17 protein-coding genes and 1 pseudogene are annotated in these 22,996 nt (G+C 70.4%); 6 read left to right on the top strand and 12 right to left on the bottom strand.

The features are described 5' to 3' along the window. Positions 1–235 (top strand): annotated as a pseudogene (locus AOK23_RS29650) (SIS domain-containing protein); the annotation flags it as partial. Positions 236–490: 255 nt separating this feature from the next. Beyond that, a complete protein-coding gene (locus AOK23_RS29655) occupies positions 491–2,020 on the top strand; it encodes a PAS domain-containing protein (RefSeq protein WP_055715684.1) in 1,530 nt (509 codons plus the stop codon). 40 nt (positions 2,021–2,060) lie between these two features. Here the strand turns inward: AOK23_RS29655 and arfA are convergent, their stop codons facing one another. The 7 genes from arfA to AOK23_RS29685 form a co-directional block, all read right to left on the bottom strand. Further along, complete coding sequence (arfA, locus tag AOK23_RS29660; RefSeq protein ID WP_055715671.1) at positions 2,061–3,560, bottom strand: arabinosylfuranosidase ArfA; 1,500 nt, start codon at positions 3,558–3,560, stop codon at positions 2,061–2,063. Between the two features lie 46 nt (positions 3,561–3,606). Then, on the bottom strand, positions 3,607–4,485 hold the full coding sequence (locus tag AOK23_RS29665; protein ID WP_055715672.1) for a carbohydrate ABC transporter permease: 879 nt from the start codon (positions 4,483–4,485) through the stop codon (positions 3,607–3,609). Further along, positions 4,482–5,462: a carbohydrate ABC transporter permease gene (locus AOK23_RS29670; RefSeq protein WP_055715673.1), complete on the bottom strand. Its 981-nt coding sequence runs from the start codon at positions 5,460–5,462 to the stop codon at positions 4,482–4,484. Before AOK23_RS29670 ends, AOK23_RS29665 begins: the two co-directional genes overlap by 4 nt. 263 nt (positions 5,463–5,725) lie before the next feature. After that, complete coding sequence (locus AOK23_RS50485; protein WP_240496619.1) at positions 5,726–6,055, bottom strand: type 2 periplasmic-binding domain-containing protein; 330 nt, start codon at positions 6,053–6,055, stop codon at positions 5,726–5,728. Continuing rightward, positions 6,027–7,037 carry an ABC transporter substrate-binding protein gene (locus tag AOK23_RS29675; RefSeq protein WP_240496620.1) on the bottom strand — a complete coding sequence of 337 codons (1,011 nt, stop codon included), beginning with the start codon at positions 7,035–7,037 and terminating at the stop codon, positions 6,027–6,029. The genes AOK23_RS50485 and AOK23_RS29675 overlap by 29 nt, the downstream gene beginning before the upstream one ends. Before the next feature lie 66 nt (positions 7,038–7,103). Beyond that, complete coding sequence (locus AOK23_RS29680; RefSeq protein WP_055715674.1) at positions 7,104–10,070, bottom strand: glycoside hydrolase family 2 TIM barrel-domain containing protein; 2,967 nt, start codon at positions 10,068–10,070, stop codon at positions 7,104–7,106. Positions 10,071–10,178: 108 nt separating this feature from the next. Next, positions 10,179–11,177: a LacI family DNA-binding transcriptional regulator gene (locus tag AOK23_RS29685; RefSeq protein ID WP_306790881.1), complete on the bottom strand. Its 999-nt coding sequence runs from the start codon at positions 11,175–11,177 to the stop codon at positions 10,179–10,181. Between the two features lie 439 nt (positions 11,178–11,616). Between AOK23_RS29685 and AOK23_RS29690 the strand changes: the two genes are divergently transcribed. After that, the gene (locus AOK23_RS29690) at positions 11,617–14,415 is read left to right on the top strand and encodes a DNRLRE domain-containing protein (RefSeq protein ID WP_055715676.1); all 2,799 of its coding nucleotides are present in this window, start codon (positions 11,617–11,619) and stop codon (positions 14,413–14,415) included. A gap of 134 nt (positions 14,416–14,549) precedes the next feature. Then, a complete protein-coding gene (locus AOK23_RS29695; RefSeq protein ID WP_055715677.1) occupies positions 14,550–15,212 on the top strand; it encodes a maltokinase N-terminal cap-like domain-containing protein in 663 nt (220 codons plus the stop codon). 74 nt (positions 15,213–15,286) lie between these two features. Here AOK23_RS29695 and AOK23_RS29700 read toward each other — a convergent pair whose 3' ends face one another. From AOK23_RS29700 to AOK23_RS29710, 3 genes are all read right to left on the bottom strand, one after another. Beyond that, on the bottom strand, positions 15,287–16,162 hold the full coding sequence (locus AOK23_RS29700) for a hypothetical protein (protein WP_143675110.1): 876 nt from the start codon (positions 16,160–16,162) through the stop codon (positions 15,287–15,289). Positions 16,163–16,382: 220 nt separating this feature from the next. Next, positions 16,383–17,426 (bottom strand): glycoside hydrolase family 5 protein, encoded by a 1,044-nt coding sequence (locus AOK23_RS29705; protein WP_055715679.1) that lies wholly within the window; start codon positions 17,424–17,426, stop codon positions 16,383–16,385. A 203-nt stretch (positions 17,427–17,629) separates the two neighbouring features. Then, positions 17,630–18,769, bottom strand: a complete 1,140-nt coding sequence (locus AOK23_RS29710; protein ID WP_079049779.1) for an LmeA family phospholipid-binding protein — start codon at positions 18,767–18,769, stop codon at positions 17,630–17,632. Positions 18,770–19,365: 596 nt separating this feature from the next. On the opposite strand from AOK23_RS29710, the gene AOK23_RS29715 reads away from it, so the two are divergent. Continuing rightward, a complete protein-coding gene (locus tag AOK23_RS29715; protein ID WP_055715681.1) occupies positions 19,366–20,373 on the top strand; it encodes an isopenicillin N synthase family dioxygenase in 1,008 nt (335 codons plus the stop codon). A gap of 18 nt (positions 20,374–20,391) precedes the next feature. Here the strand turns inward: AOK23_RS29715 and AOK23_RS29720 are convergent, their stop codons facing one another. After that, on the bottom strand, positions 20,392–21,492 hold the full coding sequence (locus AOK23_RS29720; protein WP_055715682.1) for a citrate synthase 2: 1,101 nt from the start codon (positions 21,490–21,492) through the stop codon (positions 20,392–20,394). 218 nt (positions 21,493–21,710) lie between these two features. Between AOK23_RS29720 and pdxH the strand changes: the two genes are divergently transcribed. After that, positions 21,711–22,340 carry a pyridoxamine 5'-phosphate oxidase gene (gene pdxH / locus AOK23_RS29725; RefSeq protein ID WP_055715685.1) on the top strand — a complete coding sequence of 210 codons (630 nt, stop codon included), beginning with the start codon at positions 21,711–21,713 and terminating at the stop codon, positions 22,338–22,340. Between the two features lie 9 nt (positions 22,341–22,349). Here pdxH and AOK23_RS29730 read toward each other — a convergent pair. Then, a partial coding sequence (locus AOK23_RS29730) for a TetR/AcrR family transcriptional regulator (protein WP_055715683.1) occupies positions 22,350–22,996 on the bottom strand: 647 nt, incomplete at its 5' end.

Genomic DNA, 22,996 nt, shown 5'->3' on the forward strand with positions numbered 1-22,996 from the left:
GATCGGCGTCGGGGACGCCGAACTCACCCACGACGCGGTGCCCGCCCCCTTCGCCCCGGCCTCCACCGTCGTCACCACCGCCCTTCTCCAGGCGGTCATGGCCACCGCCGCGGCCGATCTCGCCGACCGGGGCGTGCAGCCCCCGCTGCTGCGGTCCGGGAACGTCGACGGCGGCCTCGACTGGAACGACCACGTCTTCCGGGAGTACGGCGACCGCATCTTCTACCTGCGCTGACATCGCCCGCCACCTGGGCTGACACCGCCCGCCGCCTGCGCCGGCACCGCCCCCGCCCGGCACCACCGACGCGCCCTTCGGGTGTGTAGGGCGGTGGTGCGTGGGAACGGTGAGAAGGAAATCCGGCGTACAACGATTTCGTCCAAATCTTGCGTGAACCAGATGTGGGCTGGGTCACGTTCGAGTTGAATGATGACGAGTGAGCGAACCGACGCGCCGTACGTGCGGACGCAACGCAGCCTGCAGGGGGTTCAGGTGAGTGCTTCCCGGCGTAAAGGGGCCACCGACGCACTGGGGCCCGACGAGCCCGAAAAGAACGGTCCGGGCACCGGCCGCAGGGGCCGGGGCAACCGCGACGGCCGGATCGACGACACCGATCAGAGCGTGCACAGCGACAACGGCGAAGAGACCGACGGCACAGACGACATCGACACGGAGGACGCCGTGGACTCCGTGGATCCCGGTGGCGAGGACCTCCTCGCCGCCCTCCTCGACGGCATGGACGCGGCCCTGTGCGCCTTCGACGCCGACGGGGTCGTCACGCACTGGAACCGCGAGGCGGAACGCATCCTCGGCTGGAGCGCCGAGGAAGCCGTCGGACGGCGCGGCTTCGCCGGCTGGGCCGTACGGACCGCCGACGCGGAGGAGGTCGAGACGCGGCTGATGGCCGCCATGCACGCCTCCGGACGGCAGGTCCACGAGTTCGCCCTCGTCACCAAGGACGGCGGACGGGTCCTCGTACGCACCCAGTCCGCCGCCGTGCGCGGCCCCGACGGCAAACCCGCCGGCCTGTACTGCGCCTTCAGCGAGGTCCACGCCCAGATCGACCTGGAGCGGTCCATCGCGCTCAGCGAGGCCCTCTTCGACGACGCCTCGTGGGGAGTCGTCCTCGTCGACGCCGACCTGCGGCCCGCCGTCGTCAACGCGCACGCCGCCCGCTCCCTCGGCATCGGCCGCACCGCCGTCCTCGGACGCCCCCTCGGTGAACTCCTCACCCAGGGCGTCGAGGAACTGGAGAGCGCCCTCACCCACGTCCTCGCCGAGGGCGCCCCGCCCGCGCCCGCCGAGATCTGGGTCGGCGTCCGGACCCCCGACGGGGAGAAGCGTCGCTGCTGGCGCAGCGGCTTCCTCCGCCTCGCCTCACCGCTCGCCGAGGAACCCGTCCCCCTCGGGGTCGGGTGGCTCTTCCAGGACATCACCGAGGCCAAGCAGAGCGAACAGGAGGCCGCCCTCCTCCGCTTCCGCGTCAACCAGCTCCACCGGGCGGCACGCGCCGCCGCCGAGTGCGAGGACCCCGGCGAGGCCGCCACCGTGCACCTCGACTTCGCCCTCGCCGGTTTCGCCGACCACGCCCTCATCGACCGGGTCGTGGGCACCCCGCCGGCCGACGACGGGCCCGTACGGCTCGTGCGGGCCGCGGCCACGCCCTCCGGCGCGCCCGGCCCCAGCAACCTCGCAGGCCACGCCGGCATCCCCGTCCGCTACGGCCAGGGCCACCCCGCGCTGCAATGCGTGGAACGGGCCGGATCGGTGCGCGCCAGCGCCGGGTCCGCCACCCCGGAGGCCGCCCGCGACTGGGCCACCGCCCGCCAGTGGCCGCCGGAGACGGTCCACGCCCTCTGCGCCGTCCTGCGCAGCCGGGGCCGCACCCTCGGCGTCGTCACGTTCCTCCGGGGCGCCGGCCGCACCCCGTTCGAGCGCACCGACTCCCTCTACGCGGAGGACGTCGCCGTGCGCATCGCGGCGGCCCTGGATCTGGAGACGCTGGCGAGACCAGCGGACTGAAGGGGGTGGCGACGGCGCTGGACGCCGTCACGCGGTCGCCTCAGCCGAGCGCGACGGCGGTCCACGACACCGGTGGCAGTTCGACGGTGAGGACGCCGTCGGCGAGCTTCGCGGTGGTGTTCGGGGCCGGAGTCACACGGTTCTGCTCCGTCAGCGTGTTCTTGGCGTACACGTCGGCGTCGGCGAGCGTGACCGCCTCGGTGACGTGCGTCGAGCCGAGGCTCCGGACGTCGATCGTGACGTGCGCGGGCTCGTGCAGGTCACGGTTGACGAGGAAGACCGCGGCCCGGTCCTCGTCGGCGGTGGCGACGGCGTCGATGACGGATGCCGCACCGTGGCGTGCGGTGTCGTACACCGGTGCCTGGATCAGGGGCCGGATCACCTCGCCGGAGGCGAGCCGGCTCGTGATCGAGAACGGGTGGAAGGTGGTCTGCCGCCAGGCGGGGCCGCCGGGCTCGGTCATGATCGGCGCGATCACGTTGACGAGTTGCGCGAGCGATGCGGAGGTGACGCGGTCGCTGTGCTTGAGGAGGGTCATGAGCAGGTTGCCCACGACGACGGCGTCCGCCACCGAGTAGACGTCCTCCAGCTGCCGGGGGGCGTGCCGCCACTCGTCGTTGACCTCGTCGGACTCCTCGTGCTCCTTGAGGTACCAGACGTTCCACTCGTCGAACGAGATGTTGATCTTCTTGTTGGAGCGTTTCTTGTAGCCGACGTGGTCGGCGGTCGCGACGACGGTGTCGATGAAGTAGTCCATGTCGGTCGCCGAGGCCAGGAAGGAGCCGAGGTCGCCGTCGTACTCCTGGTAATAGGCGTGGCAGGAGACGTAGTCGACGTGGTCGTAGGTGTGCTCCAGCACCGTGCGCTCCCAGTCGCCGAAGGTCGGCATCCGGGAGCTGGAGGAACCGCAGGCGACGAGTTCGAGGTCCTTGTCGGCCATCTTCATCGCGGCGGCGGTACGGGCGGCGATCTTGCCGTAGTCGTCGGCCGTCATGAAGCCGGTCTGCCACGGCCCGTCCATCTCGTTGCCGAGGCACCACATGCGCACGTTGTGCGGCTCCGGCGTGCCATTGGCGATACGCAGGTCCGACAGCGCCGTACCGGACGGGTGGTTGGCGTACTCGAGCAGGTCCAGGGCGGGCTGGATGCCCCGCGTGCCGAGGTTCACCGCGAGCATCAGCTCGGAGTCGGTGAGCTTGAGCCAGCGGGCGAACTCGTCCAGGCCGACCTGGTTCGACTCCAGCGAGTGCCAGGCGAGGTCACGGCGCACCGGGCGCCTGTCACGCGGGCCGACCGAGTCCTCCCAGCGGAACCCGGAGACGAAGTTGCCGCCCGGGTAGCGGATGGTCGTGCTGCCGAGCTCCTTCACGAGCGCGACGACGTCCATACGGAACCCTTCGTCGTTCGCGTTCGGGTGTTCCGGCTCGTAGAGCCCGGTGTACACGCAGCGGCCGAGGTGTTCGACGAACGAGCCGAAGGTGCGGCGCCGGACGGGAGCGATGACGGCCCGTCTGTCGAGCTCGATGTGGGCGCGGGGCAAAGCGGTGGTCCTTTGCGGTTCGGGATGGGTTGCGGCAGCGAAGGCGCTACTTGACGGAGCCCGCGGTCAGGCCCTTGCGCCAGAACCGCTGCAGGCTGATGAAGGCGACGAGCAGGGGGATCAGCGACAGGAACGCACCGGTGATCGGCAGCAGCAACGGCACGCCGTTGGCGAACTCCGAGCGCCACTGCACCAGGCCCACCGTGACGGGTTGTAGTGAGGGGGTGTTGAGCATGAGCGAGGGCAGCAGGTAGTTGTTCCAGATGCCGACGACCTGGAACAGGAAGACGGTCACCATTGCCGGGGCCATCAGTGGCAGGGCGATCCTGAAGAAGGTGCGCTGTTCGCCTGCTCCGTCGAGCCGTGCGGCCTCCAGCAGTTCGTCCGGGACGGACGCCGCGGCGAAGATCCGGCACAGGTAGACGCCGAACGGGCTGACACAGCTGGGCAGCAGCACCGACCAGTAGGAGTTGGTGATGTCGAGCTCGGCCATGAGCAGGAACAACGGCAGGGCGAACATCGGCGCCGGAATGAGAACCGAGGCGAGGATGACGTTGAACACGCTTTCCCGGCCTCGGAAGCTGTACTTGGACAGCGCGTAGCCGGCCATCGCGGACAGCAGGGTGCTGACGGTGGCGCCGACGAGGCTGTACAGCGCGCTGTTGGCGAGCCAGGTGGAGAAGATGCCGCCCTCGAAGCTGAACACGTTTCTGATGTTGGTGACCAGGTCGAAGTGGGAGAACCACAGCGGCGTACCGGTGTAGAGGTAGCCCGAGGCCTTGGTCGCGGAGACGAACAGCCACCACAGCGGGATCAGCGTGTACAGGGCCATCAGGCCCAGCACGCCGTTGACGGCGACCTTGCTCGCGATGTCGGTGCCGCGGCGGGCCGGTCGGGTCGGTCGGCTGGCCCGAATCACGCTCATGCCATCGCTCCCTTGCGCTGGTTGTACTTGAGAAATCCGAACGAGAGCACGAGGGTGATCAGCGCGAGCACGACGGACTGCGCGGCGGCCAGGTTCTGGTCTCCCAGGTCCATGCCCAGGGTCGTGTTCATGATCGGGGTGAACTTCGGGTCGACGCCCGGGACGCGCGCGCCGACCAGCACCGCCGGCTCGGTGTACATCTGCGCCGTCCCGATGATGGAGAAGACCGTGGTCAGCACCAGCGCGGGACGCACCAGCGGGATCTTCACCGCCCACGCCAGGCGCCATCCGGTGCAGCCGTCGAGCGCGGCGGCCTCCGTCACCTCGGCGGGGATCGTCTGCAGCGCGGAGTAGATGATCAGCATGTTGTAGCCGGTCCAACCCCACGTGAGCATGTTCCCGATCGAGATCGGGACCCACGACGGCGACAGGAAGTCGACGTCGATCCCGAGGTGGGACAGCGGTCCGGCGAACGGCGAGAGGTCTTTCGCCAGGAGGAAGGACCACATCACGGCGGCGATCGCACCCGGCAGCGCGTAGGGCAGGAAGAACGTGAGCCGGTAGGTCTTCCGCAGCCGGGCCGAGCGGGAGTCCAGCAGGAGCGCGAGCAGGAGGGCCAGGCCGAGCATGACCGGGACCTGGACGCAGCCCAGCAGTGCGACCCGGACGATCGACGCGGTGAAGTCGTGGTCGCCGAAGGCGGCGGCGTAGTTGGACAGTCCCGCGAACTCCGTGGACCGCGCACCGCCGAACAGCCCGGCGCGGCGGACGGTGAAGAAGCTCTGGTAGATCGCGTAGCCGATCGGCGCGACCATCATGGTCAGGAAGAGCACCGCGAACGGCGCCAGAAAACCCGACGCGGTCAACGCGGCCCGGCGGCCGGAGCGCCGGGGCCGGCCTACGGGGGAGACGCGGGGGGTGACCGCGCGCACCGGCCGCGGCGGTGACGCGGTCCGGGTGCTGCTGGGACTGCTCATGGAAACCTCGCTGGGCGGTTCGTCGTCAGGGAGCGGGTCCCCGCGGCGCCGGGAGCGGGCGGCCGCGGGGACCCTTAGAGGCGGCAGGGCCAGCCGCCTCTAGTGCCGTGACCGGAAAGGTTCACCGGCTCGCGACGCCCGGCACGGCACCTCGTCGCGTTGTCGCATCACCCGCGTACATCCAGTACGCGGGCGATGCTCCGCCTTGCGATGCACCGCACCGGACGCCGCGAGCCTCCCGGCAAACCTTTCCGGTCACGGCACTAGCCGTTGGTCACCGACAGTCCGAGCTTCTTGATCGCGGCGACCGTCGATGCCTGGACCTTGGTGACCGCGTCCTGCAGGGTGCCCTGGCCGATGGCACCGGTGAAGTCCGACTCGACCTGCTGGAAGGTCGGTCCGTTGGTCCAGGTGCTGGGCACCTGCGCGGCGGAGGCCTTGTACACCTCGCCGACCTTCTGGCCGCCGAAGAACGGGTCACCCCCCGTGAGGGACGGGTCGTCCTGTCCGGCCTTCGACGCCGGGTACAGCCCGGTTTCGATGCCCGTCTTCACGGCCTGCGGGTCACTGGACAGGAAATCGGCGAACTGCACTGCTTCGCGGGGCGTCTTGCACCCGGTCATCACCGAGGTGGCCGAGCCGCCGCTGCTGGGCGCTCTTGCCGTCGCCGGCCTTCCAGGTCGGCATCGGGGCGACCCTCCACTTGCCGGCCTCGCCCTTCAGGTCCGACTTGATACCGCCGGCGGCCCAGGCCGCGTTGACGAACGTCAGCACCTTGCCCGCTTCGGAGGCCTTGTTGAACTGCGGGTCCCAGGCGTTGCCGGTCTTCGCCACCAGACCCTCGTCCTTCAGGTCCTGCCAGTAGTCGGCGACCTTCCGGGTGCCGGGGTTGTCGATGCTGACGGTCCAGCTGTCTCCCTTGGTCGAGTACCAGGACTGGCCGGTCTGCAGGGTGAAGGCCGCCATACCGTTGCCGTCGCCGAGCTGGGTGCCGAACTTCACGCTCGGATCGGCGGCGGCGACCTTCTTGGCGTCGGCCTTGTACTCGGCCCAGGTGGCCGGCGGCTTGGTGATGCCGTACTTGGCGAACAGGTCCTTGCGGTAGAAGAGGACCATCGGGCCGACGTCCACCGGGACGCCGTAGATCTTGCCGCCGACGCTGGAGGCGGAGACGGCCGACGGGACGTACTTGTCCATGCCGGCGCTCGCGTACTTCGTGATGTCCATGACCGTGTTCTTCACGAGCATCGACGGGATGGTCTGGTACTCGATCTGGGCCAGGCACGGGCCCTTGCCGGCGGTGAGCGCGTTGCTGATCTGGGTGTAGCCGCCCTTGGCGCCCGACGGGATCTTCTTGAAGGTGATCTTGGTGTTCGGGTGGGAGGCGTTCCACTGGTCGACGATCTTCTCGTAGCCGGCCCAGCCCCAGAACTCCATCTTCACCGGCCCGGTCTGGCTCTTTTCGGCGGTGTCGGAGGTGCTTCCGGTGCCGCTGCAGGCGCTGACGCCGGCGACGAGGAGCGCCGCGGTGGTAATCGTCAGGAGTCTGCGGGTGCGTATGGTGGTGCTGTTCATGTGAGGAACCTTCTGTGACAGGGGCTGACTTGCTGGACGGCCGGTGGGCGGGCGGGCAAGGCCCGCCTACCGGCTGGTGCCGAACTCCACGGTGAACGCGGTGGTGACCGCGGCCAGTACGTCCGGTGCCGACGGGCCCGGGCCGCAGGCCGCGCTGCCCAGACCGTGGTGTGCGTGGTCGAGGTGCAGATGGAGTCGGCCGTCGCGGACCAGGTCGTGCTGGTGGGCCGCGGCGGCGAGGGCTTCGGTGCTCCAGGGGCGAACGGTCAGGTCGATGACCGGGGCGCCGGTGATGAGCAGGGTGCCGCCCGGGGTGGTGACGGTGGCGCGGCGGACGTGGTGGCGGTTGCCGTTCTCCTGCGGGCGGATCTGGGGGACCTGCATCGCGGAGACGGTGGACCGGTGGAGGCCGACGCGGGCGGCGGCGCGGGAGTCCCGGTACGCCTCACCGGGACCGGGGCCGAACCACTCGACGTCGGCGTCGGTGCCGGGCAGCGACATCGCGACGCCCAGTCGGGGCAGCGGCACCGTCCACGGGCCGTCGGGCGTGACGACGGTGTCCAGCCGGAGCCGGGCCTGGTCGGCGTGCGGTGACTCGCAGGCCGTCCAGCGGTAGACCACGTCGAGCCCGCAGGAGGACCCGGCGGCGGCCAGCCTGGCGGTGACCGTGAGCCCGGAGGCGTGGGGCTCGACACTCAGGACGTCGTGGCGCATCCGGTGCAGTCCGGCGGCGAACCACGTGTCGGTCTGCGGCTCACCGAAGGCGCTGAGCAGGTCGTTGTCGATCGGGGCCCGCCAGATGTCCAGGCGCGGACCGTCGAGCTCCAGGTCGCCGAGCCGGGTCAGCGCCCCGCTGCGGGCGTCGAACCGGGCGGGACCCAGGGCGATGAACCCGTAGTGGGCGGTCGCCGGCACCGGTGCGAAGGGTGCGGGCGAGGCGGGGGGAGCCACGACCTGCCCCTGGGACCAGGCGATCTCGTGGCCGGCCCCGGCCCAGGTCTCGTCGGCGGCGAGCACCGCGGTCACGGTCAGCCACACCTCGTGGCCGGAGTCGTTCTTGCGTGCCCCGTCGAGCGCGGCGGTGAGGTCGGCGGGCCACGCGACCGTCGTCGTCGTACCCGGAGCGGTCGCGGGCACGGTCAGGCCGCCGGAGCCCACCGGCTCGCCGCCGTCCTCGACGGTCCACCGGAATTCCAGGTAGCCGCTGTCGCGGGAGTGGTGCAGGTTGTGCACGTCGATCCGCCGCGTCGCCGGGTCGACGCGGATCCGGACCGGTTCGACGACCTTCTTGTACTCGACCAGGCCCGGCGACGGCGTGCGGTCGGGGAAGATCAGCCCGTCGGCGACGAAATTGCCGTCGTGGACCTCCTCGCCGAAGTCGCCGCCGTAGGCGTAGTACGCGTGGGGTTCCTCCTGCCCGGTGATCCGGGCGATCCCGTGGTCGATCCACTCCCAGACAAAGCCACCGGCCAGGCGCGGATGCGCCTCGATGACCTGCTGGTACTCGGCCAGCCCGCCGGGGCCGGTGCCCATGGCGTGTCCGTACTCGCACAGCACGGCCGGCAGGGCGCGGCGGCGGGCGTCGTCGGCCGGATCAGCCGTCGGTGCCTCCTGGCCGCGTCCCACGGCGGCCAGCTCGGCGACGCCGATGTACATGCGGGAGTACAGGTCGACGTACGCGCAGCTCGCCCAGTCGCCCTCGTAGTGGATCAGGCGGCTGTCGTCGCGCTGTCGGATCCAAGCGGCCGAGGCGGCCAGGTTGGCCCCGGTACCGGCCTCGTTCCCCAGCGACCAGACGATGACCGAGGGGTGGTTCTTGTCGCGTTCCACCAGCCGCTCGGCACGGTCCAGGTACGCCTCGCGCCACGCGGGGTCGTCGCTGGGGTTGCGCCGCCAGCCGCCGGGTTCGAAGCCGTGCGTCTCCAGGTCGCCCTCGCAGAACACCCACAGGCCGTGCTCGTCGCACAGGTCCAGGAAACGGTGGTCGGGCGGGTAGTGGCTGGTGCGCACCGCGTTGATGTTGTGCTGCTTCATGAGCAGCACGTCGGTCAGCATGGTGTCCTCGGTCAGGGTCCGCCCCGTGAGCGGATGCCATTCGTGGCGGTTGACGCCCCGCAGGGAGATGGGCCTGCCGTTGGCGGTGAGGACACCGTCCACGACGGCCACGGTGCGGAAGCCGATGCGCAGCGGTATCCGCTCCCCTGCCTCGGAGAGCAGTTCCCCCGTGTACAGGCGCGGCTGTTCGTCCGACCAGGGCTCGATGCCGTCGATCACGTGTGGGCCGGCCGGATCGACGCCGTACATGCCGAGCTCGGGCACCGAGAGCGACACCCCGGTGGGGGCGGTGACGTCGACGGCCAGGGTGCCCTGCCCCGACGTGTGGTCGTAGGCGGCGTGGACGAAGAAGTCCTCGACGCCCAGGGCGGCCACGGACACCGAACGGAAGATCCCGGACAGCCACCACATGTCCTGGTCTTCCAGGTAACTGCCGGACGACCACTGGTGCACGCGGACCGCGAGCACGTTCCGGCCGGGCCGCAGAGCGGCGGAGACGTCGAACTCGGTGGTCAGCCGGCTGCCCTTGCCGTCGCCGAGCCGGATCCCGTTGAGCCACACCGCGAACGCGGAGTCGACGCCCTCGAACCGGAGCACCGTGGCCGACGCCGGGAACCCGTCCGGAACGTCGAACTCCCGGCGGTACTCACCGGTGGGGTTCTCGCGGGGCACCCGCGGCGGGTCCACCGGGAAGGGGTAGAGGATGTTGGTGTAGGCGGGGGCACCGTGGCGCGGCTCTCCGGGCAGGCCGGTCATCTGCCAGCAGGAGGGCACGGCCAGCGTGTCCCAGGCGCTGTCGTCGAATTCCGGCGCGGCGAAATCCCCGGTGAGGTCGTCCAGCCCCGACGCCAGTCGGAATCTCCAGTCGCCGTCGAGCACGATCGTGGGCAGGTCGGTGGCGAACGCGGCGCGTGGCCGCAGCCGTCCGGTGCCCGGCGACCGGTCTTCGACGTAGGCGTGGGGGTCGAGGTCTGTCATCAGTGGAGGCGCTTTCTGTCGGAACTCGTAGCGGTGACGGGTAGCCGGCCAGGCAGGACGTGCCCTCGACTCACGGGGGGCGACGCGCGGGTCCGGCGGAGCCGGGTGCTATCCGGTCGCCCGGGGCGCGGCGCTGCTGTCCCGGATGGTCAGGGTCGGGCGCAGCAGCGTTAATACGTTGGTCGGCGGCTGGCCGGAGTCGACGGCGCGCAGCAGCAGCTCGACGGCCTGCTGGGCCATCTCCCGCTTCGGGAAGGTGACCGTGGTCAGCGCCGGCTTGATCTGTCCGACCTGGGAGATGTCGTCGAAGCCGACGATGCTGACGTCGTTGGGGACCCGCCGCCCGGACCGGACGACCGCCTCGATGGCACCGACGGCCAGGACGTCATGGGTGGCGAAGATCGCCGTCAGTTCCGGATCCGCCTCCAGCGCCGCACTGCCCGCGGCGAACCCGCCGGCGGCGTCGTCCCTGGTGCAGGCGAACACCTGGCGGTCGTCGATGGCCAGCCCGTCGTCGGCGAACGCCCGGCGCAACCCCCGCACGCGCGGCGAGTGCGCGGGGAGGTCGGCGATCACCGCGACGTTCCGGTGGCCGAGATCCCGCAGGTAGCGCCCGGCCAGGAACCCGGCGTGCTCGTAGTCGATGGACACCACCGGCAGCGTGGTGGGCGCGTCTCCCTCCCAGGCGCACAGCGCGACCGGGAAGGCGGCGTCGACGAGCATCGGCAACTGCTGTTCGACGCCGTTGTCCCCGGCGACCAGCAGCGCGTCCACCGAGCGCGCGGCGAGGTTCTCCAGGTGGGCCCGGGTGTAGTCGGGGTCGTCGCGGGTCGTGGCCAGCAGCAGGTTGTACCCATGGCCGACCAGCACGTTCTCCACCTCCTCGACCACTTCCGAATAGAAGGGGTTGGCCACCCGCGGCACGAACAGCCCCACGGTCGAGGTGCTGCCGGTTCTGAGTGAGCGCGCCACCAGGTTCGGCTTGTAGCCGAGTTCCGCTATGGCCGTGTTCACCCTCGCCAGGGTCTCCGGGCGCACCTTCTTGCCGGACACCACGTTGGAGACGGTCTGCTTGGCAACTCCCGCCCGAGCGGCCACCTCCGCCATCGTCACCACGAGCGCACCCCCAGAACATGTATCGATCCACGAAAGTGGCGACAGCGTAGGTCGACTGTCGTAACAGAGCAATACTTCGTCGGAATGTCGTGATCCAGCGGTTACATCCACCCGCTGAGAACTCGGCACGTCACACCCGGTTCACCATCGGAAGGGCGACGGAACCGTTGACGGCTACAGAAATGCGACATTAACATCCCGGCCACACCGATCACATGGATCGGTCAATGTGAAGAACTGCTCGTAGCCCACCGCGCAAGACCCCCACGCCACCTCGGCGCCATCCCCCTTCAGGCGCCGTAGTGGGCCCTCGGTCGCGACAGCGCCGACGGCCGCACCGGCCGCGGCTCGCGCATGCTCCGCGCCGTCTCCTGCGGGCGGGGAGCGCCTGAACAGACCTGGAAAGGTCTCGTCCTGAGGAGAGACAGGCATGATCCGACCGGCCGGCGACGACGCCGACCCGAACCACGCCCAGGTGCGACGCAGAGCGCGCGTGAAGCGCGTCATCGCCGCCGCCGCGAGCGCCACCATCGCGGCGGCGAGCCTCATGCTCACCGGCGCCGCCCCCGCACAGGCCGCCACCACCGTCCGCGCGTACGCGCCGACCGGAGTGGGAGGCGGTACGACGTCGTCCCCGGACGTGGCGTCCAGCAAGTACCAGGTGCAGGTCGCCGGCACGCCCGTCCAGGCTGTCAAGTACGCCCAGAACGGCCACAACTTCGACGTCGCGCGCTTCGCGTCGGACTCCCGGACACCGACGATCACGGTCACGCTGCCCAGCACGACGATCGACACGGTGAACATCTACCCGGCGCGCTACTACCCCTCCAGCAGCGTCTCGGTGAGCGCGGACAAGCACACCCTGACGTTCCAGATGTCGGCCGACGCCGGGCTGAACCAGGCGATCGTGATGGTCAACGGCGACTCGACCAACGCCACCGGACAGCCCTACCTGGCGGTCATCAACGATCCCCTGGAGGACCCGGCGCGGCGTCCGGACACCACGAGCGCATCCGACGGTTCCGGCGTCAACCTGCAGACCGGTGTCCTCAACTTCCAGCAGTTCGCCGCGAAGTACCTCGCGGAGCACCCGAACAGCACGGCGCAGAAGGCTCCCGCCGCGGCTACGAGTTCCATGGCCGGCAAGACCGTCAACGGCACCGCCATCCCCGCCGGTCAGAAGACCTCGGCCGGCAGCCTGGTGAGCGCGAGCACCGTCAATGTGCGGTACCCGAAGGTGCGGGCGATGGCCGCCGACGACCTCACCTACGCCCTGCGGGCCGCCCTCGACACCATCGAAGCCAACCCCACGGCGCTCAACACGCTCTACTTCCCGAACGGCACGTACGTGTGGTCCGGTCTCCTGGTCAACGATCTGGACGGCAGCAAGCTCAAGGGCGGCAAGCTGAAGATCTACACCGCTGAAGGGGCCCTGCTGAAGAACCGCGTCCAGGGGTACATGGAGGCGTTCGAGCCGGCGGTCGGGATCATCGACTCGAACGACATCGAGATCAGCGGCCGCGGCGTCTTCGACGGCAACGGCGTGGTGAACTACCGCGCCGACTCGCACGACGCCTACCGCAGCCAGCACCAGGGCGGCGTCATGGTCATGCACTCGTCGGACATCACGTTCAACGACACCTACGTGCGCGACGCGAAGCAGTGGAACTACGAGACCCACACCGCCAGCAGGGTGACGTTCAACAACATCAAGGCCCTCACCCCGTACCGCCAGCCGTGGATCGACGGGACGGACTTCGCGAGCGGCCAGGACATCACCGCCAACGGCGTCTTCACCCTCGGCAACGACGACGCGTTCGCCTCCGGTCACTACAACCCCAGCGACGGATTCACCCCGCTGGCCTCCGGCGTGTGGAACAACTTCCAGATCGGCACCTCCACCCCCGACGTCCAGGGCTATGTCGACGCGGTGGGCGCCTACGACGCCGTCGCCGACGAACTCGGCTTCGACGCCTACCACTGGGACGCCGCGGACACGAAGAACATCTCGGTCAGCAACACGCTGAACTGGTCCGTCAACGCGGGCAACGCGATACGCATCGGATGGGACTCGTACGGATACCGGCTCACCAACTACACCTTCGACAACTTCAACTCCGTGTCGCCGTGGGCCGGCGGCATCTTCACGCACAACAGCCCCAACCCGTACCCGCGTATCCAGAGCATCGTGGTGAAGAACAGCACGATCGACACCTCCCGGTTCACCAAGGGACCGGTCTGGATCAACGGCGGCAGCGGATCCACCCAGACCATCACCGCCGAGGACCAGGCGACCTACGGGTTCGCTCCCAATCCCGACGGGTCGGGCACCACGTACACGTATCCCAAGACCCCGATCGGCACCTTCACGCTCGACAACGTGTGGTTCTCGAAGCCGAGCAGCAGCACAAGCAGCGGCCTGAACGGCATCGCGAACGCGACGCTGCACAACATCCGCGTCGCCGGGCAGCTCGTCCGGTACAGCAGCCAGTTCCCGCTGACGACGAGCGGGGTCGGCACACTGACCACCACCTACACGGGCGCGAACGGCCAGACCCAGAACGTCAAGGCCGGCGCCCTCGTCGAGGGTGACACCTGGGTGGGCGCCTGGTCGGGTGACCAGACCAGGAACAGCTCCTCGGACCTGACCCTCATCACCCGCAACACCGGGGTCGGCCTGATGGGCGAGCAGTACACCACGGGATCCGGAGACGGAAAGCTCTCCTACATCCAGTTCCCCCTCAGCAGCCTCACCAAGTCACCGAGCCAGGCGACCCTCCATCTCACCTACGTCGGCCACCGCTATTCGTCGGTGCCGTCGACCGACACCGATCAGTTGCTGGTGCAACCCGTCAGCGACACCACCTGCACCGGCGGCGGCACGTCCTGCCCGATCAGCTCCATGACCTGGCAGAACCGGCCGAGCTTCACCGCCACGAACTCCTCCGTCGCGAAGTCCGCCACCTTCAACCTCGGGTCGACCATCGTGGCCGAGGGCAGCGGGAACCACCAGAGCAACCCCGTCGACGGACGCGACATCACCGTCGACATCACGTCCTTCGTGCAGAACGCCTACGCGGCCAAGCAGTCCACGCTCCTGCTCGCCGTCGGCAACGCGGGGGGCTCCAACCACGAGCTGCGCTTCGTCAGCTCGGAAGGCTCCATCGGCTCCGGGAAGCTCACCAACGCGACCGCCGAGATGGCGCCCGCGATCACCGTGACCCCGTAGCCACCTGAGGCCGGCCCGTCCCCCGTGGGACGGGCCGGCACCTCTCGCCGGGGCGCAGCACCGGGCCAGGCATGGCGTTCGGCTGGTGGGGAAAAGGTTCGCGTGGGGTCGGCGGGTGGACGGAGGATGGGGCCATGGCGATCATTCACCGCACCACGCTCACGCCCACCAAGCTCGAACTGCTCACCGCCTGGCTGCCGGGCCGCCCGTGGTACCGGGGCGGCGCGGGTGAGCCGCGGTTGGCCAGGGCCGGAGGGTTCCGGCTCGACGATCCGGCGGGCGAGGTCGGCGTCGAGTTCATGGTGGCCACCGACACCGCCGGCCCCGGACCCGTCCACTACCTGGTGCCCCTCACCTACCGCGGCGCCCCCCTCGACGGCGCCGAGCACGCCCTGATCGGAACCACCGAGCACGGTGTGCTCGGCACGCGCTGGGTCTACGACGGCTGCCACGACCCCGTACTCGTCACGGAGCTCCTCGCCCTGTTCGAAGGCCGCGCCCAGGCCCAGGCCCAGAGCCTCACCGACACCCCGGACCACGAGATCACCCGCTCCTACACGGGCTCCGCGCCGCTGCCCCCGGCCCCCGCCGGCGACGCGCCCTCCGCCGAGGACGACAAGGACGCCACCGGCATCGCCGTCGCGCCGGGCCTCACCCTCCGACTGCACCGGGTCCTGCGGCCCGCCCCGGACGCCGTGGCCGACCGCCCCGAGGACGCCCTGGGACATGTCTCCGGCCACTGGGAGCTGCCGGACGGCAGCCGCGCCCGCGCCGTCTTCGCCGTCCTGCACGACTGACGCGCGGGCGGGTCGCCGGGGCCGGTCACCCGCCGCCCTCGATCTCCGGCCGCACATCTGCCCTCGGTGTCCGGCTACACGCCGCCCTCGATGAGGGTCCAGCCCGAGGACACGTTCGCCAGGGAGCCGACGTTCGCGTAGTTGCCGTCGGTGAGGGTCGAGGTCCAGGCCGTGCCGTTGGTCTTGTAGAAGAACAGCGAGTCCGAGGTCCGGCCCACCTTGTCCCACAGTCCCGTCGTACCGATCCCGCGGACCGTGCCGACCGAGCCGTCCGTGGCCGTCGCGACCCTGGCCTGGAGCCGCGAACCGGTCCTGGCCAGGGCCAGCAGGGAGTCCTCGGTCGCGGTCAGGGTGCCCAGCGGCGCTCCGTTGCGTGCGCCCTGGTGCGTGTAGAGGCCGTCCTGCAGCGTCCCGAAGCCCAGCCGGTTGCCGGCCGCGAACGCCGCCGTGTCGCAGGAGGCGGCGATGCTGCTCCAGCCCTTGCTGAACGTGGAGTAGAACTGGCCGTGCTGGTACTCGCCGCCGGTGAGCGTGCCCGTCACGCCCTGACCCGTACGGGAGTTGTAGAACAGCACCGTGTCACCGGCCGCCTCGACATGGGTCCAGCCCCGTGAGAAGTCGTCGAAGCTCTGCACCTGCTCGTAGCGGCCCGACTCGAACGTCCCCGCCTCGCCGGCCCCGGTGTTGGTGTTGTAGAGCACGATCGAGTCGCGGCTCGCCGCCGCGTGCGTGTAGCCCGTGGGGAGGTCGAACGCGGTCTTGTACTGCCAACGGCCGTCGGAGAGCGTGCCCGTGGCGGCTTCACCGGTGCTCCGCTTGTAGAACAGGATCGAGGAGTTGGGCGTCGTGTCCTCGCAGTACGAGGAAGCCGCCGACGCGGTGGGACCAGGTCCGGCCAGCAGAAGGGCCACCACCGATCCGGCGAGCGTGGCCACCAGGGATTTCCTCATGGTTCTCCCCTACTCCTCGCGTCCTCGCGCATGCCCGCCCCGCGGATTCGAACACCCCTCAGCCCACTGGCTGGAACGCCCCTCTCCCATCGTGCGCCGGGTCCGGCGGGGGCGCATCTCGGCGCCCGCCGGGCGACGTCCGGGGTCCGGGCCCGGTCGCCGGGGGCGCCGGACCCGGAGGGGATTCAGCGTCGGTGTCGCGCCGCGGCTGGGTCGGCGGTCACCGCTTCCACGCCCAGTGCAGACGGTCCAGTCCGCTCTGGTTGTTGACCTTCAGGCTGAGGCGGGTGCCCGTGCCCTGGAGGGTGGTCAGGGAGTACGTGTCGCCGTTGCGCAGTCCCGGCCAGTAGACCGAACCCAGGCCCAGCTCCCGGATGGTGTCGGTGGCGGCCTGGATGTACGCGACCTCGTTGGAACCGCCCACCGGGCCGTTGTAGTCGAGGCCGGTCGTCATGGAGGCGCCGAACTCGTCGAGGATCGTGCGCGAGGCGCATGTGCCGATGCGCTCCTTGAAGTCGGCCTTCCACTGGTCGACGCTCGTCCAGTCGGTGTGCCAGAAGCCGTAGTTGTGCAGCGCGATACGGGTGCCGTTCAGCCGGCTGTCGGCGCACACCGGCTTGACGTCCTCGCTGTACTTGATGCCGCCGATGAGGATCCGGTCGCGCGGCACGAAGCGGTGCGTCTTGACCCAGCGGGCGGCGACATCGCGCCATTCCTGCGAGGTGTAGCCGAACGGCTCGTTCATCGGCTCGAAGTACACCTTGGAGTTGCCCGCGTACGACGACGTGATCCGCGCCCACATACGGTCCCAGGCGGCCTGGTCGTCGATCTTGCCGTCCTTGGCGTTGTCGGCCTCCCAGTAGCCCAGGATGACCTTGAAGCCCTTGGCGGTGGCGGCGTCGATCGCACCCCGGTACGACTTCCAGAACGGGCCGTTCACGGAGGTCGGGTTGACCGGGAGGCGGACCGTGTTGGCGCCGAGCTTCGCGAACCCGCCGATGATCGCCCGGGACTTGGCGTAGGTGGTGGCGTAGCTGTCGGACGTGGACAGGCCCGAGGGGACCACCGCGTCGTCGGCGTAGTTGTCACGCGGGTCCGCCCAGTTGACGCCCTTGAAGGCGCTCACCGGGAGGACGGCCTTGCCGATGGAGGAGTCGGACGCGGAGGCGGCGGACGCCGGGGCGGCGAGGGCCCCGCCGAACACCGTGGCGCCGGCCAGCAGCGCCCCCAGACAAGCGGTCCCGCGATGGTTCTTTCGTGGCACGACATCCCTTTCTGGGCAGTTGCGTCCGCGAAACCTCGACAGCAGGTCGGCGGCTCTGTGGCTTCCGCAACGTAGAAGAGATCTCAAACAGAGGTCAACACATCAGCACACCAAATCTCATCAAGAAACCAGGGTCGCCGACCGTTCAACTGTCCTGAGCAGGCAGAAGCCACGAGCCGCCGCACACCGTCGGGCAGGGGGACTCAGCTGCCGCCCACGGCCAGCCCCGAGCCCTCCAGCCGCACCCGGATGCCGTCCTTCTCGACCCGCACATCCCGCAACCGCACATCCCCGCGCTCCGGCTCCGGCAACTCGAAGGCCAGGGACAGCCGATCGGCGAGCACCGGGCGCGTCAGCCGGGACAGGGCGTCCAGCAGACCGGGGTCGAGGCCGAGAGCACGCGGCAACGCCGGGTTCCCCAGAGCGAGATCGAGCAGGTTGAGCCCCTGGGCCTGCCGGGCGAACCGCGGGGAACCGGTCAGCTCCGCGAGCTTGCCGTCGTCGTTCAGCGCCCCCCGTACGGTCGCGTCGGGCACCCCCATCCGCCGTACGACCGCCGGCACCGCCAGCAGCGCCCGCGCCCTGCCCGCCTCCCGAGCGAGCACGGCGGACCCCTTCGCCGTCAGATGCAGCCCCTGCGAGACGCGCGAGCCGGGCCGGTAGGTCGCCATGTCGCCGATGTCCAGCCGCATTCCGCCGATCTCCGTGGCGACGCCCCGCGCGCCCTGCCGCTCGATCCGCGCCTCCGCGCGCAGCCGCACATCGTGCCCGGCGACCGGCAACGTGCCCCGCGCCCGCACCCGGCCACGCCCGTCGCCGCTGAACTCCACCTGGGACGCGCCCAGTTCACGATTGAGATCGGCGAAGGACAGCAACACGTCACCGTCGAGCCGAGGCACCCGGGCCCCTCGCACCGAGGTGAACCCGTCCGTGTCGAGGCGCAGGTCATGGGCCGTGGCCGACACCCTCGCCAGGGACACCCGGTCCGCCGCCACGTCCGGCACGGTCACCCGCACCGACTCCAGCCGCTCACGGGCCAGTTGGGTCAGGAACGGGAACCCGCCGATCTCCACCTCGGGCGCCGCCGCCAGATCGAGCTGCTCCTTCAACGCGTCCCCGGCGCGGTGCTCGGCGTACAGCACCGCCCACCGGTCCCCGAGTCCGGCGACCCCGGCCGCCACGAGCAGCCCCACGACCCCCTTCACGACCCAGGGCAGTCCCGAGATACGCCCCGGCCGCCGCCGGCGGCGGCCACCGTGCCGCCGCCCCCCGGCGGGACGGTGAGGCACACCGGAACGTTCGTCGGCACGATGCTGCGGTTCCCACTCCTGAGCGCTACGCATCACCTCATCCGAACACGGGCCCCACCCCCGCCCGCAACCCGAACTCCTCCTGTGCGAGATAGTTCACGATCGCGATCATGTGCGCAGCCCGGCGAAATTCTCTCGGAAAATCGCTTGAGCGCCTCCATCCGGCTGCCTAATGTGGTGCTCACTTCGGAGAGGAGGTGGTTCGGCAGATGTATGAATACCGGACGGAAGAGGTGGCTGCGGGCTAGTAGTCCGCTGTCGTACTCGGTTCGGCGCCGGACCCGTACGCCCCATGGGCGTGCAGCCGGCCAATCCAACGCAGTCACCCGACCCGTGGGCTCGCCGGTACGTCCGGCCGGCTTTCTCTTCCTTTGGATGAGAGACCTGAGCCCGCGGGTCGTCTGCGTTTGTGGGGGGCGGAGTATTCTGGGGGCATGGTTCTGATGCTTGTTCGACGCCGGCACGTGGATTTCGTGCGCGTCACAAGCATGGGCTGTCGGCGTTCCGCCTGAGATCAGCCTCTGCGGTCTTTCCCGTTTCTGCTGTCCTGCCCTTCCCCCTTGGCACCCGCGGCCCCGCCCCACCCTCGGCATCGGCGCGGGCTCCCGTACACCCTGCGGACGTGTCTCATGATGTATCAGCAGCTTCCCATCATCGATCTCTCGGCGGCCGAGCGCGGCCCCGAGGCGCGCGGGCTGTTGCACGCGCAGTTGCACAGCGCGGCGCACGATGTGGGGTTCTTCCAGCTCGTCGGGCACGGGGTGGAGCAGGCGGAGATCGACCGGCTCACCCGGGTCATGCGGGAGTTCTTCGCGTTGCCCGAGGGTGAGCGGCTCGCCATCGACAATGTGCGGTCGCCGCACTTCCGGGGCTATACGCGCACCGGGGACGAGCGGACCGGCGGTCGGCAGGACTGGCGGGACCAGCTGGACGTGGGCGCCGAGCGGCCGGCCCGGGTGCCGGCCGACGAGGAGCCCCCGTACTGGTGGCTCCAGGGGCCCAACCAGTGGCCGGAGTCGCTGCCCGAGCTGCGGGAGGTCGCGCTGGGGTGGATCGACCGGCTGAGCGGCGTCGCCGACCGGCTGCTGCGGGAGCTGCTGGTGTCGATCGGCGCCCCGGCGGACTTCTACGCGCCGATCTTCGGACCGTGGGCGCACCCGCATCTGAAGCTGGTGCGGTATCCGGGCAGTGCCGGGGACGGCGCCGACCAGGGGGTGGGGGCCCACAAGGACTACGGGTTCCTGACCCTGTTGCTCCAGGACCAGGTGGGCGGGTTGCAGGTGGAGCGGGAGGACGGGCTGTTCCATGAGGTGCCGCCCATCCCGGGGGCCTTCGTGGTGAACCTCGGGGAGCTGCTGGAGGTGGCCACCCAGGGGTATCTGGTGGCGACCAACCACCGGGTGGTGAGCCCGCCGGGGGCGACCGAGCGGTTCTCGGTGCCGTTCTTCTACAACCCCCGGCTGGACGCGCGGATAGAGCCGCTGGTCTTCCCGTATGCCTCGGCCGCGCCGGGCGTGACCGACGACCCGGCGAATCCACTGTTCGCGGAGTACGGGTTCAACGAGCTGAAGGGGAAGCTGCGGGCGCATCCGCTGGTGGCGGAGCGGCATCACGCGGGGCTGCTCAGCCCCGCGTGAGTCCCAGGGGCAGCCGCGTCAGTGCGCGATGTCCCCGTAGCCCTCGATCTCGCGGGGGCTGCGGGGGCCCGGGCCGGTGTAGCGGGCGGAGGGGCGGACGAGGCGGCCGGTGCGCTTCTGTTCGAGGATGTGCGCGGACCAGCCGGCCGTGCGGGCGCAGGTGAACATCGAGGTGAACATGTGCGCCGGGACCTCGGCGAAGTCGAGGACGATGGCGGCCCAGAACTCGACGTTGGTGGCGAGGACGCGATCGGGCCGGCGGGCGTGGAGTTCGGCGAGGGCGGCCTTCTCCAGGGCCTCGGCGACCTCGAAGCGGGGGGCGCCCAGCTCACGGGCGGTGCGGCGCAGGACGCGGGCGCGGGGGTCCTCGGCCCGGTAGACGCGGTGGCCGAAGCCCATGAGGCGTTCGCCCTTGTCGAGGGCGCGCTTGACGTAGGCGTCGGCGTCGCCGGTGCGCTCGATCTCCTCGATCATGCCGAGGACGCGGGAGGGGGCGCCGCCGTGGAGGGGGCCGGACATGGCTCCCACCGCGCCGGAGAGGGCGGCCGCCACGTCCGCGCCGGTGGACGCGATGACGCGGGCCGTGAAGGTGGAGGCGTTCATGCCGTGCTCGGCGGCGCTCGTCCAGTAGGCGTCGACGGCGGCGACGTGCTTGGGGTCGGGCTCACCGCGCCAGCGGATCATGAAGCGTTCGACGACGGACTGCGCCTTGTCGATCTCGCGCTGCGGGACCATGGGCAGGCCCTGGCCACGGGCGGACTGGGCGACGTAGGACAGGGCCATGACGGCGGCGCGGGCGAGGTCGGCGCGGGCCTGCTCCTCGTCGATGTCGAGGAGGGGTTTGAGGCCCCAGACGGGGGCGAGCATGGCGAGGGCGGACTGGACGTCGACGCGGATGTCGCCGGAGTGGACGGGGATGGGGAAGGGCTCGGCGGGGGGCAGACCGGGGCGGAAGGCGCCGTCGACGAGCAGGCCCCAGACGTTGCCGAAGGAGACGTGGCCGACGAGGTCCTCGATGTCGACGCCGCGGTAGCGGAGCGCGCCGCCCTCCTTGTCCGGTTCGGCGATCTCCGTCTCGAACGCGACGACTCCTTCGAGACCGGGTACGAAGTCGGACATCAGGCGGCTCCTCGTGATGTGTGCGACAGGGGGATCGGCTGTTCGGGGGTCCATCCAGAATGTTCCTGCACGATACGCCTGAGTGCCATGTTTGGGGAGGGTGTGCGGCACTCAGTGCCACAACCGGGCGGGCCGTCGGTCGGCGGGTGCCGCGGGCGATACGGCAGGATGACCATGTGAACGATCCCGGTCTGGAGCCCGTGCCCGATCCCGCTGTGATGCGCAAGCAGTACCGCGCCGACGGGCTCGACGAGAGCGAGCTGGCCGCCGGCCCGATGGAGCAGTTCGGGCGGTGGTTCCTGGAGGCCGCGCAGGAGGGCGGGCTGTTCGAGCCGAACGCGATGGTGGTGTCGACGGCCGACGCGGAGGGGCACCCGACTTCTCGTACGGTGCTGATGAAGGCGTACGACGAGCGGGGCTTCGTGTTCTACACGAACTACGACTCCCGCAAGGCGCGTGACCTGGCGGAGAACCCCCATGTGTCGCTGGTCTTCCCCTGGCACGCGATCGCCCGGCAGGTGATCGTGACGGGGACGGCGCGGCGCACGGGCCGGGACGAGACGGCGGCGTACTTCCGGGTGCGGCCGCACGGGTCGCAGCTGGGGGCGTGGGCGAGCGCGCAGTCCTCGGTGATCTCGTCGCGGGCGGAGCTGGACGCGGCGTACGCGGAGCTGACCGCCCGGTACCCGGAGGGCGAGCAGGTGCCGGTGCCGCCGCACTGGGGCGGTTTCCGGGTGGTGCCGACGAGCGTGGAGTTCTGGCAGGGCCGGTACAACCGGCTGCACGACCGGCTGCGGTACGTGGCGCTGCCGGACGGTTCGTGGCGGGTGGAGCGGCTCAGCCCGTAGCCGGACGGGTCAGTCCAGGACCTCGTCGAGGAGTGCGGCCCACTGGGCGACGACCTTGTCGCGGCGGCCGGTGTCGTCGGTGAGGAGGTTGGCGAGGCCGAGGCCGCGGGCCATGTCGAGCACGCCCTGGACGGTTTCGCGGACGCCGGGGACGGTCTCGTCGGCGTGCAGGAGCTCGACGGCGATGCGGTGGGTCTCGCGGCCGACGCGGGCCTCCAGTTCGGTGACGCGGGGGCGGAGCTGGTCCTCGTTGGAGGCGGCGACCCAGAGGTGGAGGGCGGCCCGGAAGAGGGGGCCGGTGTAGAGGTCGACGAGGGCGGCGACGACGGCGCGGCGGTCGGCGGGGCCGTGGGGGAAGAGGTCGCGCAGGGCGAGGGAGCGTTCCTCGGCGACGTATTCGACGGCGGCGGTGAAGAGGTCCTCGCGAGTGCGGAAGTGGTGCTGGGCGGCGCCCCGTGAGACGCCGGCGCGTTCGGCGACGACGGAGACCGTGGAGCCGGCCCAGCCGTGTTCGGCGAGACAGGAGACGGCGGCTTCGAGGAGCCGTTTGCGGGTGACGCGGCTGCGGTCCTGCTTGGGGCCGCGTTCGGCGACGGCGGCGGTGTCCGCGGCCGTGTCCGTGTCCGCCGTCGTGTCCGCCGTCGTGTCCTTGGATC

The sequence above is a fragment of the Streptomyces torulosus genome (genome assembly GCF_001419765.1).
Taxonomy (GTDB): domain Bacteria; phylum Actinomycetota; class Actinomycetes; order Streptomycetales; family Streptomycetaceae; genus Streptomyces; species Streptomyces torulosus.